Below are 18,139 nucleotides of genomic sequence, written 5' to 3' on the forward strand. Positions count from 1 at the left end.
CCAGTAAGGCCAATCAGCCATAAGTGATGTCATAACTTAATCACCAGTGTCTCCGCCAGAATATCATGCAGCGCCTGCTTCTTCTCGGTGAAGCCGGCCATGATATAGCCGATCATCAGGATCATCCCTGAGAGGATCTTGGCAAAATACCTGCCCGTGGCCCGGGCAAAGGATATCCTGCCGCCCTGCATGTCGGTCACCTTAGCTCCTATGGCCATCTTGCCCAGCGTAGCCTGGTGCTTCGACGATTCCATCAGCGCAAAATATAGCCATTGTACACATGTACTCACAACGACGGCATAAATGACGACTCCGACAAAGGGTCCGATGAATCCAAGCCAGCTTTCATCGCATGAATAATTTTCATGGCCCATCATCCCGAAAAAGGATAAACCCAAAATAGCCCATACCGGCGCGATCAGGACGAAATTGACGAATGATAAGATGAAATCATCAATGATGTATGCCAGAAACCGCCACCAGAAACCTGCATAGGTCACTCCCGGCGCCTGGACAACCTGTGGTTGTTGAAATTGTTCTTCCATAGAAAAATGTTTTAAATTATCATTCAAATATAATGTATATTTACGTACCAATCTCTAACCGGGTGTTATATTGTTATATTTTATATCGCTATGTCGGTACATCGCTGCATCTTTATAGTTTGATCATTGATCATTGTTTTATAGTCTTTAATATTTGCTCTTTGAATTTTAATCTATCATGAAAAATCTCATTCCCCTTTACTTCCTTGCCCTTGTCCTCATGGCAGGATGTACATTTAAGAAGACGGTTAAAGTCGCTGAAACAAATTTTAAGGAGGAGGTAGCCAGGAATCAGGAGCTGGTATTTACTTTCAGCATGCCTGTGGCTGCCGACTCGCTGCTGAATATCTGGGACACCGTGAAGTACCTTGATTTTGAGCCTCCTGTGCAGGGCAGGTTCAAGTGGACGGCGGATAATACCCTGCTGTTTTCAGCGGCAGAACTTTTAAATCCCTGCTGTGATTTCAAGGCCTCTCTCAACACCAAAAACCTGAGTCTGGCTGGTGGCAAAAGGCTCAGTGTTTCCTCGCAAACCTTTTCGTTTCATACACCCTACCTGGCTTTAATGTCAGCCAATGCAAGCTGGATGATGAACGAGAACGCCGGTTACAGCGTAGGGATCAGGATCAGGCTGCAGTTCAATAATGCCGTTGACCCTGGTCTCCTCAGCAATCTGCTGAAAGTCATCATCGCTGAAAAGGATGTTTTCTTTACCCTGTCAGGCCCTGCCGTGGGGGAATCACAGGAGATTTTAATTGCGGAACCTGAGCAGTCAGACTCAGACGATATTTCTATCCATATCCGCATCTCACCGGGACTCGGTTGTGGTATCTGCGGCTGGCAAAGCGACGAAACCATTGACAAAGTATTGACCCTACCTCCGAAAGAGCAGCTTCAGGTGAGAGAAATGCAAGGCTATTTCGAAGGTGGTTATGGTGTTATCAGCATTTTTACTTCACAACCTTTAGTAGCAGAAAACCTGGCCGACCTGGTGACTGTTGAGCCATATATTGACCTCAAGGTGGAACCGGCAAAGGAGGGTTTCCTTCTCAAAGGTAATTTCAGTGAGGGTCAGACCTATAAAGTGACGTTATCGGGTGACATAAAAGGTGTCTTCGGAAAGACAATAGGTAAAACATACACGCAATATGTTACTTTCGGCGACCTGGAGCCCAATATTGCCTTTACCGATAAGGCCGGCCGCTATCTTTCACTGAAGGGCAACAGGAATGTCGGCGTTCAGATCATCAATGTCCCGAAAATCCGCATCAGCATATTTAAAATTTTCGAAAACAACATCCAGCATTACATGCGTGAAGGCAAATCCTATGAATGGGAGTATGCTAACGACCAGTATTACAATTTTTACGACTATGGTTTCAGGGAAGACTATGGACAGACCATCTTTTCAAAAGTTATCGAAACATCTACGCTACCTAAAAATGGCAACATACGATTGCTGAACATCAATACCGATGCGATAGATCTGTCCAATCTGTTGAAGGGTATTTACCTGATAAAAGTCGAATCTATCGATAATAGCTGGCTGAAGGATGTTCAGCTTTTTGCCGTTTCGGACTTGGGACTCATCGTCAGAAGCGGGAAAAAGGATATTCTTGTCTATGTCAATTCAATCAGGGACGCCACTCCTGTCACCGGTGTGCAGGTCAACTTCATGAGCAGCAATAACCAGTTGGTTTATACGATGACCACCGATAAACAGGGTATAGCCCATCTGAAGGATGTCGATGCCAATATTCCCGGATTCGTCATTACCATGATCACCGCCCATAAGGATAATGATTTCAATTACATCCTGTTAAGTGAGTCGATGGTTGAGACCTCCAGGTTCGACGTCGGCGGCAAGCGCACAGCAGGGCTGATATATGATGTGTTCCTTTATGGCGGCAGGGATATATACAGGCCGGGAGATACCGTCTATTTTAACACAATTGTCAGGACAATGGACTGGAAGACCGAAAGGGATATTCCGGTCAAGATTAGGGTTGTCAGACCTGATGGTCGGGAATTCCTTGCATTCAGGAAGACTCTCGACAGCCAGGGATCGGCTGGCTCACACTTCTCACTGCCTTATGATGCCATGACTGGCGCTTATGTCATCGAAGTATATTCCGGAAATGATGTTCTGCTGAAATCATCACGCATACTGGTTGAAGAGTTCCTGCCTGACCGTATCAAGGTGACTGCTCTTGCCGATAAACAGGAATACCGCTCACAAGAGGATATAAAGCTTGACATCAATGCGATGAATCTTTTCGGGACGCCGGCAGCAAACAGAAATTATGAGACAGAGCTGCAGATATCACAAAAGCGTTTTACGCCAAAGGAATTTCCTGATTATACATTTGAAATCATTCTGACAAAGGACCGTTCTTTTGAAAATGTAACCAGGGAGGGATCTACGGATGATCAGGGCAATGCCACTGAGGTATTTCAGGCTGCCGGTTTTAAGGATATAGGTATCCTTCAGGGAAATATATTCACCACTGTCTTCGATGAAACAGGCCGGCCTGTCAACAGGCTGACACAAGTAGACATACTCACCCAGAATCTGTTTTTCGGGATCAAACAGTTTGACCGCTGGGTGGGTACCCGGAAGCCACTTGACATCGGATTGATAGCCGTCGATAAAAACGGTAAAAAGGTCAGCAGTGCCTCAGCCCGGGTGCAGATCGTTCAGTTTACTTACGAAACAGTGATAGAACACACCGGCTACAGCTACAATTATAAGTCAGAACGGGTGGAACATGTCATCCTTGATAAGACCCTGACCATTGATGATGGTGTCACGACCTATACCTATACACCTGGCGCTTCAGGCAGCTATGAGATCCGCATCATGGCGTCCGGGAGTGAAGGTTATGTGGCACAGGAGTTTTATGCTTATGGCTGGGGTGACACAGATTATACATCGTTTGAAGTGAACAGGGAAGGACAGATCACCATCGAAGCCGACAAGCAGGAGTACAGGCCGGGGCAGACAGCCCGCCTGCTTTTCAAAACTCCCTTCGATGGAAAGCTTTTAATCACCGTTGAGAGGGATGATGTCATGGAGAGTCACGTAGTGACGACATCCAATAAGGCGGCGAGCATCAACCTCATGATAAAGGAAGAGTATCTTCCTAACATATACATAACGGCCACAGCCTTCCGCCCTCACAAGGGCAATGACCTGCCACTGACCGTAGCTCATGGTTTTGCCTCACTGAAGGTCATGGACCCTGATTCCAGGCTGTCGCTGGATATCAATGCTGCGGATGAAACACGGAGTAAAAAGCGGCAGGAGGTGGTGATAAAAACTGATCCCGGAGCTGAGATGACTGTCGCCATCGTCGACGAGGGCATCCTGCAGGTCACCGGCTTCCTGACGCCCAACCCGTTGGATTATTTTTTCCAGAAACGGGCACTGGAAGTCACTGCCAGTGATATCTATGGCTTATTGTATCCTGAACTGGGTACGAACCTTTCAAAAACAGGTGGTGACATAGGTTTAAAGCTGGGTAAATTCATCAGCCCTGTCACCGGTAAGCGGGCGAGGCTGCTGGCCTGGTGGAGCGGCATACTGAAGGCCGATGCGAAGGGGGAGTGCCGGTTTTCATTTGACATCCCGCAGTTTTCAGGATCGCTGCGTATTATGGCCGTAGCTTATGATAACGAGAAGTTTGCAGCAGCGGAAAAAAATATCCGTGTTGCCGACCCTGTCATCATCAGCACAGCGCTGCCGCGTTTCCTCAGCCCCGGCGACAATGCCCTGGTACCTGTCACGGTCACCAATGCCACCGGCAAGCCAACGAAGGCCACTGTCACCATCGAAACAAAGGGACCTGTGCAGCCAGGTAATGAAAGTGTGAAAACGGTCACCTTACAGCCTAACAGTGAACAACAGGTACTGTATGATATAGCTGCCGGACCTGATGTAGGAGAGGCTGAAGTAAACATCTCTGTGGAAGCTCTAAATGAAAGGTTTACGGATATCACCGTCATACCTGTCCGTCCCCCTGCCGGGCTGTCACATGTCACCGGTTCAGGATCTGTCACCGGCGGCGACTCAGCGTCCATAAATGTCAGAACAGATTTCCTTCCTGCTTCGGCAGCATCGAAGCTGATACTCAGCAAAACACCTACTATTGAGTTTTCCAAGCATTTGAATGACCTTCTCAACTATCCCTACGGCTGCTCTGAACAGCTCATATCGAAAGCTTTTCCGTTGATTTACTTTATGGATCTCGCAAAAATGCTTGGACAGGAGAAGAAAGAGAGGGCATATAATCTTGAGTTCCTCGTTCAGGAGGTCATCACGAAGATACAGTCGCTGCAGGTGGATGACGGCGGTCTATTGTTATGGCCGGGAGGCGGCGAGCCAAACTGGTGGGTGACAGCCTATGGTACCCATTTTCTTTATGAGGCACGGCAGGCAGGATATGCCGTCAATGACAGGATCCTAAATAGTATGTTCAGGTATCTTGAGCAGAAAGTCAAAGAAAAGTCAACAGAGGAATATTATTATCCGGATAACAATGGCCAGTAAGTAAAAAGGGTGTTTGCCAGCAAGGAAATATTTTACTCACTGTTTGTCATGGCATTGGCGGATAACCAGAATCTGTCGCTGATGAACTATTACAAGGCTCATCCTGAAATGCTTGATGCTGACAGCCGCTATCTGCTGGCGGCGGCCTTCAGCCTGGTCGGTGACCGTGAAGCATTCGGGACCACTTTGCCATCGTCCTTTGGAGAAGGGCGGTTGCGGCGATCCTTTGGCGGATCATTCTGTTCTTATCTGAGAGATATGGCTATATCGTTGTATACTCTGGTGCAGGCCGATCCCGGTGACCAGCAGATACCTATCCTGGCACGGGCACTGTCGCAAGAGCTCCGTGACGGCGGATGGTATTCTACACAGGAACAGGCTTTTGCATTATTGGCCTTGGGAAAGCTGGCACACATGATCGGCGTTAATCAGGTTAAAGCCAGTATCGCAATCAATGGCCGGAAAACTGCCGATTTCACCGGTAGTGACCTGATCCTCAGCGATGACATAAATAATAAGCCTGTCACTATCCGCACAAGCGATAAAGGAACCTTATATTATTTCTATGATGTGGAAGGCATAAGCGCATCAGGTCAGGTAAAAGAAACCGACAATTATCTGTCGGTTAGAAAAGCCTTTTATGACCGTTATGGAAGGGCATTGATAAATAATGTATTTTCTCAAAATGACCTTGTTGTTGTGAAGGTCAGCATACGTTCACTGCTGGCCGGCACCATCAAAAATGTCGCTATCACTGACCTGTTGCCGGCGTGCTTCGAGATTGAAAATCCCCGTATCACCCCTGCCAGGGAGATGAGCTGGATCAAAGACCAGTCGGAAGCGGATTATATGGATATACGGGATGACCGGATTTCATTTTTCATCACTGAAGGGGAGAATAGGGAAGATCGTCAGGGAGATAAGCCTCAGACGCATATAAGCATGGATAGATGGACCAACTTTTATTATACCGTGAGGGTAGTATCACAGGGTACCTTCAAGATGGGGCCGGTAAGCGCCGAGGCCATGTACGACGGGCAGTATCACTCTGTTTTTGGAGCCGGGGTGGTGAAGGTTAATTGATGATAAAGTTTTATAAGTCCTCAGTCGGCGGCGGAGCTAAGCGACGTCCCGACGAACGAACGAAGTGAGTGAGATCGGGATCAGCAGTCAGCAGTCTTCAGTCGGCAGTCAGACAGCCGGCACTAAGCACTATGTAGCATGCAGTAAGTTATTTTAGGCTGTAAATATTATACCATCATATTATGAAAAAGCTTTACATTTTATTACTTGCAGTCTTCACATTGAATATTGCACATTCCCAGGACTGGAAATGGTTGTATCCATTACCACCAAACAATTGTTTAAGTGATGTAAAATTTGTCGACTCAAATACAGGCTATGCGGTTGGTCAATATGGAACATTAATAAAAACTACTGATGGGGGAATGAATTGGACAATTTTAACATCAGGTACTTCTGATTTTTTAAATTCCATATATTTTACCAGCACAAATACAGGGTATGTAGTTGGTAACAATGGTATAATACTCAAAACCATAAATGGAGGAACAAACTGGATAAGTCAGATATCTGGAACTTCAATTTCTTTAGGAGCTGTATATTTCCCCGACGCAAATACTGGGTATGCCGTTGGTTCTGAAGGCACAATAATTAAAACTACAGACGGTGGATTGAACTGGATAAGTCAGACATCAGGAACTACAAATCATTTACTTTGTGTATGTTTTACCGATGCAAATACAGGGTATGCGGTTGGTTCGGATGGAACAATACTTAAAACAACAAATGGCGGAACAAACTGGACTAGTCAAACATCAGGAACTTTACATAGTTTAACTTCCATATATTTTACCGACACAAATACAGGGTATATAGTTGGTGGAGGGGGTATAATACTTAAAACCACGGATGGTGGAACAAACTGGAATAGTCAGATATCGGGAACCACCAATTGCTTAAATGCTGTATATTTTACCGACATAAATACTGGATATACGGTTAGTGATTATGGTAATATTTTCAAAACTACAAATGGCGGAACAAACTGGACTAATCAAACATCGATACCTTTCCATGGTTTACATTCCATTTATTTTACCAACATAAATATCGGGTATGCGGTTGGTGAAGATGGAACAATACTTAAAACTACAAATGGAGGAGCAAATTGGACAAGCTTGACATCAGTAACTTCAAATTATTTATTTTCCATATATTTTACCGACGCAAATACAGGGTATGCAGTTGGTTCGGATGGAACAATACTTAAAACTACAAATGGCGGAACAAATTGGATAAGTCAGACTTCAGGGACCTCAAATTGCTTATATTCCGTTTATTTTACCGATGCAAATACAGGTTATGCGGTTGGTTGGGATGGAACAATACTTAAAACTACAAATGGCGGAACAAACTGGAATAGTCAGATATCGGGAACCACCAATTGCTTAAATGCTGTATATTTTACAGACATAAATACTGGGTATGCTGTTGGTTCTGAAGGCACAATAATTAAAACTTCAGACGGTGGATTGAACTGGATAAGTCAGACATCAGGAACTTCAAATGATTTACGTTCTGTATATTTTACAGACATAAATACTGGGTATGCGGTTGGTTGGGCTACTATCCTTAAAACTACAAACGGAGGGACCAATTGGGTAATTCAGGCATCGGGAACTTCCATTAGGCTAACTTCTGTATATTTTACAGACATAAATACTGGATATGCGGTTGGTTATGCTACTATCCTTAAAACCACAGATGGAGGAATAAATTGGACAAATCCGACACAAGCTGTTTGGATCTCATTATATTGCGTATTTTTTACCGACGTAAATACTGGATATGCGGTTAGTGATGATGGCATTATTCTCAAAACCACTGATGGAGGTGCAAATTGGACAAGTCTGGTATCAGTAACTTCAAATGATTTGTGTTCCATACATTTTACCGACGTAAATACAGGGTATGTTGTTGGTTATAATAATACAATTCTCAAAACCACAAATGGTGGTGGTACCTGGATTCCAGAAAAGCCTAAAGAAAGTCCGGATATTTTAATTTACCCCAATCCTGCAAAAGATAAAATAACCATTACCCTGCAAAAACCTTCAAATTTCCAGAAAACCTTCATCTCAATTTATAATCTCCAGGGACAATTACTTTTGCAAAAGCAGATCACACAGGAACAAACTGAACTTGGCATAAATAATTTTACAACAGGAGTTTATGTGGTGAGTATCAATAATGGGAATGACACATTTGTATTAAAGTTTGTGAAGGAATAATAACTGACGGATGATATCAATTACACAAGAACTATTTCTTTAACTTTCAACTACCTCTTGGTGACTGCCGACTGCCGACTGCTGACTTTTAAAACGGCCAGAAATTATTATCATACCACACCTGCTCTTTCAGATCCTCATTGATCCTGTGCAACCATTTGTGGTGCCCCTTTTCCCAATCGGCCAGCATCTGATAGGCACTTTTCTCATTGGAGTCGGTGGCTTTCTCAGCCCGTTCTGAATAGATCTGCACAGCACGGGTTTCAAAATCCATGGCTGCCGATATCGCCGCTGCCTCAAAACTGGCGGCATTCACCTGCCTGGTGATCTCGCCCGACAGTACCTGCATGGCTATTTCATCGCTGGCATTCTCCTCATGCGTTTCATGCTCCATGAAATGATTGGTCTTCTGAAAGTGTGAAAACTGGTCGGATAAGAATTTGATGTGATCATCTTCCTCTTCGGCCATCATGGAAAAAATCTTTTTTGCTGCTTCACTTTTGGTCTGCTCAGCTGCTGCAGTATAGAAGGCTTTGCCTCTCCGCTCAAGCAATATTGCTTCTTTCAATATATCGGTTGCTGTTTTTGACATGGGTTTGGTTTTAGATGTTAAATGATCTTTCAAAATTAGTGTAAATCGCTTAAGGATAAAGCGAATTTGAACTTTAAAAATTGACCTCACCCCTTTTTCCCCTCTCCTTAAGGAGAGGGGTTAGGGGTGAGGTGGTTATTTCCGATGCGACAAAACAACTTTTTAAGTAAATTTGTCATCAACCATTATAAATATTTTAGTGAATAGTATTCACAGCCATCTTACTGCACTTTTTAAATCATGGTCGGGTGCTGAACCTACAACAATTAATGCATTGCCCGGATCCGGCTCCTCGCGGCGTTACTTCCGCATGGCAGGCCACGGCCATACGGCTATGGGCGTCCATAATCCCATTAAAAAGGAAAACCTGGCATTTCTCGCTTTTACCCGGCATTTCCTGAAACATGGATTAAACGTACCGGAAATTTATGCTGAAGACCTTGTCCATGATGTCTACCTGATCAGCGACCTGGGCAACAGGACACTATTTTCACTGCTGGAATCAGGTAATGGTCATAAAAGCTTTACACCTGAAATTATTGATTATTATAAACTTGTACTCCGGGAGCTGATCAGTTTCCAGATCATCGCGGGCAGCGACATGGATTACTCATTTTGTTATCCGAAGAAGTCGTTCGATAAGCAGGCTATGCTGTGGGACCTGAATTATTTCAAATATTATTTCCTCAGATTTGCAGATACGAACTATGACGAGCAGAATCTGGAATGCGACTTCAGTACCCTGGCGGACTTTCTGCTCAAAGCCGACAGCCGGTTCTTCCAATACCGGGATTTTCAGTCAAGGAATATCCTCATCTTCAATGATAAGCCATATTTCATCGATTACCAGGGAGGCAGGAGAGGAGCTTTGCAGTACGACATGGCGTCACTTCTTTTCCAGGCGAAGGCTGAAATGCCCGTCGATGTCAGAGAGGAATTGCTTCACTTTTACATGGATGAACTTCAGAAACATATACACTATGACATGGCAGATTTCGAGGATCTGTTTAATGGTTATGTGCTGATCCGTTTACTGCAGGTGCTGGGTGCATACGGTCTCAGGGGACTTATCGAGCACAAACCACATTTTCTGCAAAGCATCCCTTATGCAATTGCCAATATAGACTGGTTCATACGTCAAAAAAAGCTGGCTGTCAGTTTGCCTGAGCTTATGTCTGCGCTTGAGCGGCTCGTGGAAAACAAGACATACCGGATGCTGCCGGCAGCCGATAATACATTGACCGTCAGAATAAATAGCTTTGCCTATAAAAATGGTATCCCTGCCGATTATACCGGCAATGGAGGGGGATTTGTCTTTGATTGCCGTGCACTGCCCAATCCCGGGAAATTTGACGAATACCGTTTTGTCGCCGGAACCGAAATGCCGGTCATCCTGTTCATGCAGGAGAAAGAAGAGGTAAAAAAATTTCTTGACCACGTCTATGTTCTGGTCGACCAGGCTGTTGAGGATTATCAGGCAAAGGGATTCATGAACCTTCAGGTAAATTTCGGCTGCACAGGCGGCCAGCACAGGTCAGTGTACTGTGCGGAGCAACTATGGAACCACTTGACGACTGAGTACAAGATGAATTTCTCCCTTACCCATACTGAACAAGCCAATTGGATCCTGACTAACCCCATGCTTCAGCATGGAGCCCCTCCTCAAAACGAAAATCGACCGCAATAAAATCACATCTGATGAAAGCAATGATACTGGCAGCGGGAAAGGGTGAGCGGCTAAGACCTCTGACCGACACCACACCTAAGGCACTGGTCACCATCAGGGGAATCCCTCTTATTGAGATCATCCTGAGACGCCTGAAACTTGAGGGCTTCACTGACATCATCATCAATGTCCACCATTTCGCTGACCAGATACTCCGTTTTCTTGCAATGAATGATAATTTCGGATTGAATATCCGTGTTTCCGATGAGCGTGATAACCTCCTTGATACCGGAGGTGCATTAATAAAAGCATCGGCTTTTATCGATGACAATGAGCCATTGCTCATACATAATGTCGATGTTCTGTCAGATATCAATCTAAAAGGGCTTTATGAGCATCACCGCCATTCCGGTGCCCTGGTCACACTGACTGTGAAGGAAAGGGCTTCAGCGCGTTACTTTTTATTTGACAGCGAAAACCGGCTCTGTGGATGGAAAAACGTGGCTACAGGCGAAACCAGGTGGACCGGTGAGCCGCAAAAGCAGTACACTGCGATGGCTTTCAGCGGCATACATGTCATCGGGCCGGAATTCTTTGCCAATACGCATCTGTCACAATGTTTTCCGGTACATGAACAACGCTTTTCAATCATAGATGTGTATCTTTGTTTAGCGACGCAGCATAAAATCCTCGGCCATGACCCGGGTCATGCTTTGTGGTTCGACCTTGGCAGGCCGGAGGATATCCAAAAAGCAGAACAATTTGTCAGTGAACTTAAACTGTGGTGATGTATGAAGCCTTTTCTCGATAGTGTAGCCTCATATATTATAGATAATTATTCCGACAGGATGGCCGGCATGTGTGTTGTCATGCCAAACCGCAGGTCAGGGCTTTTCCTGAAGAAATACATGGCGAAAAAAATCGATAAGCCTGTTCTTCTCCCGGCTGTCTATTCAATTGAAGACCTGATCATTGAGTTATCCGGATTCCGGCTGGCCGACCCTGTTTCCCTTCTCTTTGAATTATATGATGTCCATTGCAGGATTGAAAAAGAACAGGCACAGCCCTTTGATGATTTTTTGCACTGGGGGAAAGTCCTGCTGCGCGACTTTAATGAGATAGACTCCTATCTTATCGATACAAAAAATCTGTTTTCTTACATCAGCGAAGCCAAGGCACTGTCGGTGTGGAACCTTGACCAGCAGCCACTGACGACCCTCCAGAAGAACTACATGGCTTTTTATTCATCTTTATATTCTTATTATACCATACTCACTGAATCCCTGGCTGCGAAAAAGCTGGCTTATGAAGGTCTGGCATCACGCCACGTCGTAGAAATCCTGCCTCAGATATCCGAACAGCTGAAATGGCATACGGTTCTGTTTTGCGGATTTAATGCCATGACAAAGGCAGAGGAGAAAATCATAGAATTTCTTGTCGGAAAAGGTAAAGCTGAGATCCTTTTTGATGCCGATGCATATTATGTCGGCAATCCCAAACAGGAAGCCGGTAACTTTATCAGGAAATACATTGAAAGCGGGAGATTCGGAGAAATTAAATGGACTACTGATGATTTTTTACAGGGCGAAAAGCAGATCACCATCATTGGCGTGGCGCAGAATATCGGACAGGTGAAGGTGGCAGGGCAGATCATACAGGATATCCGGAACGCCAGTAATGACCTGCAAAATACCGCTGTTGTACTTTCGGAAGAGAACCTGCTTATCCCTCTGTTGAATTCGCTGCCGGGCGACATCGGCGAATTCAATGTCACCATGGGCTATCCATTGATCTTCACGCCGGTTTATGACCTCTTCGAAACTATCTTTACCATGCATGAAAATGCCGGGCGGTTCTTTAACCTGCCATCAGCCTCTGCATGGAAATATTATTACAAGGATGCTTTCAGGGTACTGAATCATCCCTATATCCTGTCGTTGAGCGATGATCCGCAAAAGCTGAGGGAGACCATCGCCGGTCTGCAAAGTACAAACAAAATTTTTTTCACCGATAAGGAGCTGGAACCACTCTTTAAATCCGAAGCTCCAGGTTATAGCTCTGTGGTCAGGCTGATCTTTCAGAACTGGGACAATCAGCCCGCTAAAGCGCTGCAATGCTTTCTGGAATTACTCGAACGCTTCAGAGATCGCCTTATTGCTGATAAATCTGTCGGGCACCGTAACACCATCGAAATAGAGTACATTTTCCACTTCGCCAGGATTATCCGGCGTATAACCGGGTTGAGCAGCACATATAATTTTATAACCAGTACATTAACGCTGCGGAATATCTTCAGGCAGATTGTTGCAGGTCAGACCATACCATTCTTTGGCGAGCCGCTCAAAGGGCTGCAGATCATGGGCATGCTCGAGACCAGGACACTGGACTTCGCTAATCTGATCATGCTCTCTGTAAATGAGGATATACTCCCCAAATCCAAGGTCACAAATACCTTCATTCCGTTTGATATACGTGTTGAATCCGGATTGCCGACATACCGCGACAGCAATGCCATTTATGCCTACCACTTTTACCGCCTGCTGCAACGAAGTAAACAGGTCTTTTTGCTCTATAATACCGAACCAGGTGAACTGGGCGGTGGCGATAAAAGCCGCTTCATTACGCAGATCATTAACGAATTACCACTGGCCAATCCGCACATCACGATAAGTGAGAAATTACTGAACCAGCCTCCTGAAAAAGATACCAGGAATTTTTCGATAACCATTGATAAAAGCGATGCCATTGCCGGCAAGCTGCTGGAGAAAGCCCGCAAAGGCCTGGCGCCAAGTGCACTGAATGCATACCGTAAATGCTCTCTTCAATTTTATTTCAGGGAGATAGCCCGGCTGGCCGAAGCAGAGGAGGTAGAAGAAACTATCGAGGCCGCAACACTGGGCAAAGTCGTTCATGATGTTATGTACAGATTTTATAAACCCTGGGTGGATAAACCTCTGACAACAGATGCTATCGAACAGATGATGCAAATGATTGATAAAGAGACAGAAGCATCTTTTGGCAAGCACTATCAGGGCGGGGATATCAGATATGGCAAGAATCTCCTCACAGCCAATGTCGCCAGGATATTTATCAGGAATCTTCTGCTGACCGAAAAGCAGTTCATTAGCCAAAGTGTGATAAACGGAACACCCCCTGTCATTCGCTTCCTTGAACAGTGGTTTGATACGATTGTGGATGTTAAAATGGAAGATAGGATCATACCTGTGAAACTGAAAGGTAAAATCGACAGGATAGACCAGGTTGGAACCCTCCGGCGTATCATCGATTATAAGACCGGCAACATCGTCGAAAGCAACCTGAAGGTGAAGAGTTTTGAAGAGATGAGAGATGATGCCAAGGCCGATAACAGCTTTCAGCTGCTGGTGTATGCGTATATCTTTCTTCTTCAGAAATCCCCCGGCGGCGCCCGTAGCGTCGTTCCCGGTGTCCTCTCATTCCATAAGCATAGCCAGGGACTCATTGAGGTTAAACTTCCCGGGGAGGCGGATATTACTATTCAAACATTAGATGATTTTAAAAACCTCCTGGATACAATCCTTTTCGAAATGTTCGATCAGAAGAATCCTTTTACTCAAACGACTGACAGCGACAATTGTAAATATTGCCCTTTTAAGGGTATTTGTAACAGATAGGAGCGTCTATTTCAACTCTTTTTCCGAGAAAACATTGGCTTCGTAAGTATATATTTCGGCATCCTTCCATCCATCCCAGCCGATGCCGGCTTTTTCACGGGCGCAATGTCCGAGAAACTCTTCCTTTGTCCATCCTGTTTCTGTGGCCACCTGGGGAAGAAAGGTACCCGAAGCCCAGCCTTTTTTGATATAGATGCCATGCTTACCCAAGACAATTTCATCAATGGAGTTGATTTTTTTCATGGGTGTGAGAACCGATATTTCAATTTCCAGTTCAGGTATTTCAGAAGCTGTGACTGGCGTGAAACGGGAGTCTTCAGTGGCCGATGCGATGGCCATCTGCTGGATGACCATGTACAGGGGCTCGGTAGCTGAAAACCGGCCTATGCATCCCCTGAGTTTTCCCTCTTTGTTGAGAGTGACAAAGGCGCCACACTGGGCTTTCAGCCGGTCAGAGTAACCGGATGCATCAAGCGCCGGTATTTTGCCGTTTTTGACATAATCTACAATAGTCGACCGTGCAATCTGAAGCAATGTTTTCTTGTCTTCCGGTGTTAACTGGAATTCCGCATCCGAACTGGCTGCGGCCTTTTTCAATGAGAATGCCAGCCCATAATATCCGACGACCCTGGTCTTATCGCCGAACGACACATCACCAGAGTTCATGTATTTGATAGGCGTTATAGTGATACCGGGATTGTTTTCGGTCATGTATAGCAGTGTCAGCACTGATGTCCATCCGCACATGCTGGTAGCCAGCTGTTGAATGCCCTTTTCGGAATTGGCGTTGATGGTGTTGATTAACTGCTGCGGCGAATTGGTCATCACCGCATTGGCTGATGCTATATCACAGGTCATGGCATCTTTATAGGATGGGTAATGCGAGAAATCGGTGCTGATGACAAAGAGATTCTTTTCGTTCAGATAGGGCTTCAAGGCAGCGGCGATAGCCTGGCATGTCTGCGGCTGCTGTGTCCCCAGGATGATCGGGACAATCTGGAATGGCTCCTGCATGATATACTGCAGGAAAGGCAACTGTACCTCCACGCTGTGTTCATAGGCATCAGCTTCGTTGTCGAACATGAACACCTTGTTACTGCTGAGGAGCTGCCGGGCCAGATCCCTGTTCACTTTCACCTTACCTAGCGGAGTGATATAGTCGCCCTTGCTGTACACCGATGCCCCGTCGAAATACTTCACATGGCTCGACGCCAGTAAAAAGATGTTATCGTATTTCTTTTTTCGGTCGATCTGGTTAAAAGCAGAGGCAGCCACCTCTCCGGAATAGACATATCCGGCATGAGGTGATATGATGGCTATGACGTTTTCCATTTTTTTGGGAACAGCGGCAGAAAACAGCTGTTTCAGGTCTGCCCTGAGCTCGGTGGAATCACCGGAGTAAAACCTGCCGGCAGCATACGGCTTGCGGTTTACAAGCTGCTCCTCGGGCTGCTTGTTTTGAGGGGAACAATGCGTGTTCATTATCATTAGCGTGATTAGTGACAAGGAATAAAATTTCTTTATACCCATATTTTTATTATTTTCGTGATATAAACTCTCCCTTTTTTTCTTTTTAATCATCAACGTCCAAGGGGGTGAGTTTCTCCTTACAAATATACTACATGGATACCAGATATAAAAATCGTTTCTACTTATCTGTAGTGGCTGCCGGTCTGGTGTCCATCACTACACAAATCATCCTCCTCAGGGAGTTTATGGTGGTCTTTTACGGAAATGAGCTGGTGATGGGCATCATCCTTGCCAACTGGATGCTGCTGACTGGGCTGGGATCTTTTTTGGGCCGGTTTTCCGGGAATATGAAACACGGCCCGGCACTCATTGTTATTTGCCTGGCCCTGCAGGCCATTATGCCCGTCATCACGGTTTTCCTGCTGTATGTCATGCGGAATGCCATCTTCCCCGTTGGGAAGATGATCGGCATTCTTGAAGTCTTTTATAGTTCCCTTATCCTTCTTTTACCATTTTGCATGGTTACCGGATTTCTTTTCACGGTCTTCTGCACCCATGCATTTCAGAAATTTCAGGAAAATCTGACAAGCCGTATCTATGGCCTCGAATCAACAGGAAGCATAATCGGCGGTGTGCTGTTTAACTTCATTCTGGTGTTTTATTTTAAGACATTCCAAAGCCTCATGGTTTTAATGGTCATCAGCTTTGTGGCAGCTTTTATCTTTTCACTTATGTTTAAAGGCTTGTGGAAATATCTGTTGATCTCCGTTGCTGTTACTGCCATTGTGATGATGAACGTCATCAGCCTCGATAGCCTGTCAAAAAAGAGGCTTTATGTTGATCAGGATATTTTATACCAGAAGGATACTCCTTACGGGAATATTGTGGTGACCCAGACCGGCGGCCAGATAAATTTTTATGAGAATGGAGTCACTTTATTCACCTCAGGCAATACCATTGAAAATGAAGAATCGGTGCATTATGCGATGGTGCAAAACAAGCACCCCCAAAATATACTGGTCTTATCAGGTGGAATGTCAGGAATCATTTCTGAGATCGAAAAATACCCAATCCACCGGATTGATTATGTGGAAATGAATCCCTGGATCATCAGGATAGCTGAAAGGTATTTTAAAAGGCCGGCTGATAGCCTTGTCAGGATAATTAATAAGGATGCCAAATTATTTATCCGGCAAACCGGCCAGAAATACGATGTGGTATTGATTAATCTGCCGGAACCGGCGACAGCGCAGATCAACAGGTTTTATACGGTGAATTTCTTTAAAAGCCTGAAAACGAAACTTGATCCCGGCGCCGTTGTGTCGACCAGCCTTATGTCGACAGCCAACTACATGAGTCCGGAACAACGCAGGATTCATTCAGCGTTAATGAATTCACTTCATCAATCCTTTAATAACGTCATCATCATACCCGGCGGAAAGAATTATTTTATCGCCTCCGACAGCACCCTTGACATCGGCATTGCAGAGCTCATTAAAAAGAGAAGCCTGGATAATGTATACGTCAACCAGTACTATATCGATGACGGCCTGCTAAAGGAAAGAAGTGCTAATATCCTGGCCTCTCTTGACATGAAAGGCGGTGTGAACACCGATTTCAAGCCGGTATCTTATCTTCAGCAATCCTTGCTCTGGCTGAGTTACTTTAAAATGGATTACCGGGTACCATTGATGGTTATTATTGTTTTGTTGGTCATGGTTATCTTTTTTTTCAGCCCCGTCAACCTGGGCATGTTTGCAGGAGGTTTTACCGCCTCCTCCCTTGAATTTCTTATTCTGATAGCATTTCAGGTCATCTACGGCTATGTGTATCAGATGACCGGTGTCATCATCATGACATTCATGGCCGGCCTGGCGCTGGGATCCCTTTACATGAACCACTACCTGCCCCGGAATGGCAGTAAAAATTATCGCCGGATTCTGCTTGGCCTGGCAATATTTTCATTCCTTCTGCCCTTGCTTATCTTTGTCATGAGCAGCACCTATTTACCTGCTGTTGCCGTACATGCCCTGTTTATCATCCTTACGCTGATCCTGTCAGGCCTCGTAGGCATGCTTTTCGCACAGGCATCGGTAATTCAAAGAGATAGTGTCAGCCATACCTCATCCGCAATTTACAGCGCCGACCTGATCGGCTCAGCCTTCGGCGTACTCATCGTATCAGCTTTTCTCCTTCCCTGGTTAGGCATAACACAGGTATGTTTCATCATCGGATGCCTGAATGTTTTATCCTGGATAATGCTCCTTGTGCGAAAAGGAATGATCCTGAATTTATGATCCTTGATAATTGAAATCTTTGTGATTCTTTGTGTCTTCTTTGTGTAACTTTG

10 protein-coding genes are annotated in these 18,139 nt (G+C 45.2%); 7 read left to right on the top strand and 3 right to left on the bottom strand.

Annotation, left to right across the window (positions count from 1 at the left end):
- Positions 1 to 29: 29 nt before the first annotated feature.
- Positions 30 to 545, bottom strand: a complete 516-nt coding sequence (locus NT175_01370) for an RDD family protein (GenBank protein MCX6233364.1) — start codon at positions 543 to 545, stop codon at positions 30 to 32.
- Between the two features lie 178 nt (positions 546 to 723).
- Between NT175_01370 and NT175_01375 the strand changes: the two genes are divergently transcribed.
- From NT175_01375 to NT175_01385, 3 genes are all read left to right on the top strand, one after another.
- Positions 724 to 5,094 carry an MG2 domain-containing protein gene (locus NT175_01375; GenBank protein ID MCX6233365.1) on the top strand — a complete coding sequence of 1,457 codons (4,371 nt, stop codon included), beginning with the start codon at positions 724 to 726 and terminating at the stop codon, positions 5,092 to 5,094.
- A 9-nt stretch (positions 5,095 to 5,103) separates the two neighbouring features.
- On the top strand, positions 5,104 to 6,177 hold the full coding sequence (locus NT175_01380) for a hypothetical protein (GenBank protein ID MCX6233366.1): 1,074 nt from the start codon (positions 5,104 to 5,106) through the stop codon (positions 6,175 to 6,177).
- A 182-nt stretch (positions 6,178 to 6,359) separates the two neighbouring features.
- On the top strand, positions 6,360 to 8,408 hold the full coding sequence (locus tag NT175_01385; GenBank protein ID MCX6233367.1) for a YCF48-related protein: 2,049 nt from the start codon (positions 6,360 to 6,362) through the stop codon (positions 8,406 to 8,408).
- 88 nt (positions 8,409 to 8,496) lie between these two features.
- Here NT175_01385 and NT175_01390 read toward each other — a convergent pair whose 3' ends face one another.
- The gene (locus tag NT175_01390; GenBank protein ID MCX6233368.1) at positions 8,497 to 9,000 is read right to left on the bottom strand and encodes a ferritin family protein; all 504 of its coding nucleotides are present in this window, start codon (positions 8,998 to 9,000) and stop codon (positions 8,497 to 8,499) included.
- A gap of 199 nt (positions 9,001 to 9,199) precedes the next feature.
- Between NT175_01390 and NT175_01395 the strand changes: the two genes are divergently transcribed.
- Genes NT175_01395 through NT175_01405 form a run of 3 tightly spaced genes read left to right on the top strand, consistent with a single transcriptional unit; the run spans position 9,200 to position 14,319 of the window.
- A complete protein-coding gene (locus NT175_01395) occupies positions 9,200 to 10,687 on the top strand; it encodes a phosphotransferase (protein MCX6233369.1) in 1,488 nt (495 codons plus the stop codon).
- A gap of 11 nt (positions 10,688 to 10,698) precedes the next feature.
- On the top strand, positions 10,699 to 11,454 hold the full coding sequence (locus tag NT175_01400) for a nucleotidyltransferase family protein (GenBank protein ID MCX6233370.1): 756 nt from the start codon (positions 10,699 to 10,701) through the stop codon (positions 11,452 to 11,454).
- A gap of 3 nt (positions 11,455 to 11,457) precedes the next feature.
- Positions 11,458 to 14,319: a PD-(D/E)XK nuclease family protein gene (locus NT175_01405; GenBank protein MCX6233371.1), complete on the top strand. Its 2,862-nt coding sequence runs from the start codon at positions 11,458 to 11,460 to the stop codon at positions 14,317 to 14,319.
- 6 nt (positions 14,320 to 14,325) lie between these two features.
- Here the strand turns inward: NT175_01405 and amrB are convergent, their stop codons facing one another.
- Positions 14,326 to 15,849, bottom strand: coding sequence for an AmmeMemoRadiSam system protein B (gene amrB, locus NT175_01410; protein MCX6233372.1), 1,524 nt, complete (start codon positions 15,847 to 15,849; stop codon positions 14,326 to 14,328).
- Between the two features lie 92 nt (positions 15,850 to 15,941).
- On the opposite strand from amrB, the gene NT175_01415 reads away from it, so the two are divergent.
- Positions 15,942 to 18,086, top strand: a complete 2,145-nt coding sequence (locus NT175_01415; protein MCX6233373.1) for a fused MFS/spermidine synthase — start codon at positions 15,942 to 15,944, stop codon at positions 18,084 to 18,086.
- The last annotated feature ends 53 nt before the right edge of the window (positions 18,087 to 18,139 follow it).

This window comes from Bacteroidota bacterium (assembly GCA_026391695.1).
Lineage (GTDB): Bacteria > Bacteroidota > Bacteroidia > Bacteroidales > JAGONC01 > JAPLDP01.

Bases quoted from the DNA above. Each gene is read 5' to 3' on its own strand.
- NT175_01385 (MCX6233367.1), top strand. From the start codon at position 6,360: ATGAAAAAGCTTTACATTTTATTACTTGCAGTCTTCACATTGAATATT.
- amrB (MCX6233372.1), bottom strand. From the start codon at position 15,849: ATGGGTATAAAGAAATTTTATTCCTTGTCACTAATCACGCTAATGATA.
- NT175_01405 (MCX6233371.1), top strand. From the start codon at position 11,458: ATGAAGCCTTTTCTCGATAGTGTAGCCTCATATATTATAGATAATTAT.
- NT175_01390 (MCX6233368.1), bottom strand. From the start codon at position 9,000: ATGTCAAAAACAGCAACCGATATATTGAAAGAAGCAATATTGCTTGAG.
- NT175_01375 (MCX6233365.1), top strand. From the start codon at position 724: ATGAAAAATCTCATTCCCCTTTACTTCCTTGCCCTTGTCCTCATGGCA.
- NT175_01415 (MCX6233373.1), top strand. From the start codon at position 15,942: ATGGATACCAGATATAAAAATCGTTTCTACTTATCTGTAGTGGCTGCC.
- NT175_01370 (MCX6233364.1), bottom strand. From the start codon at position 545: ATGGAAGAACAATTTCAACAACCACAGGTTGTCCAGGCGCCGGGAGTG.
- NT175_01400 (MCX6233370.1), top strand. From the start codon at position 10,699: ATGAAAGCAATGATACTGGCAGCGGGAAAGGGTGAGCGGCTAAGACCT.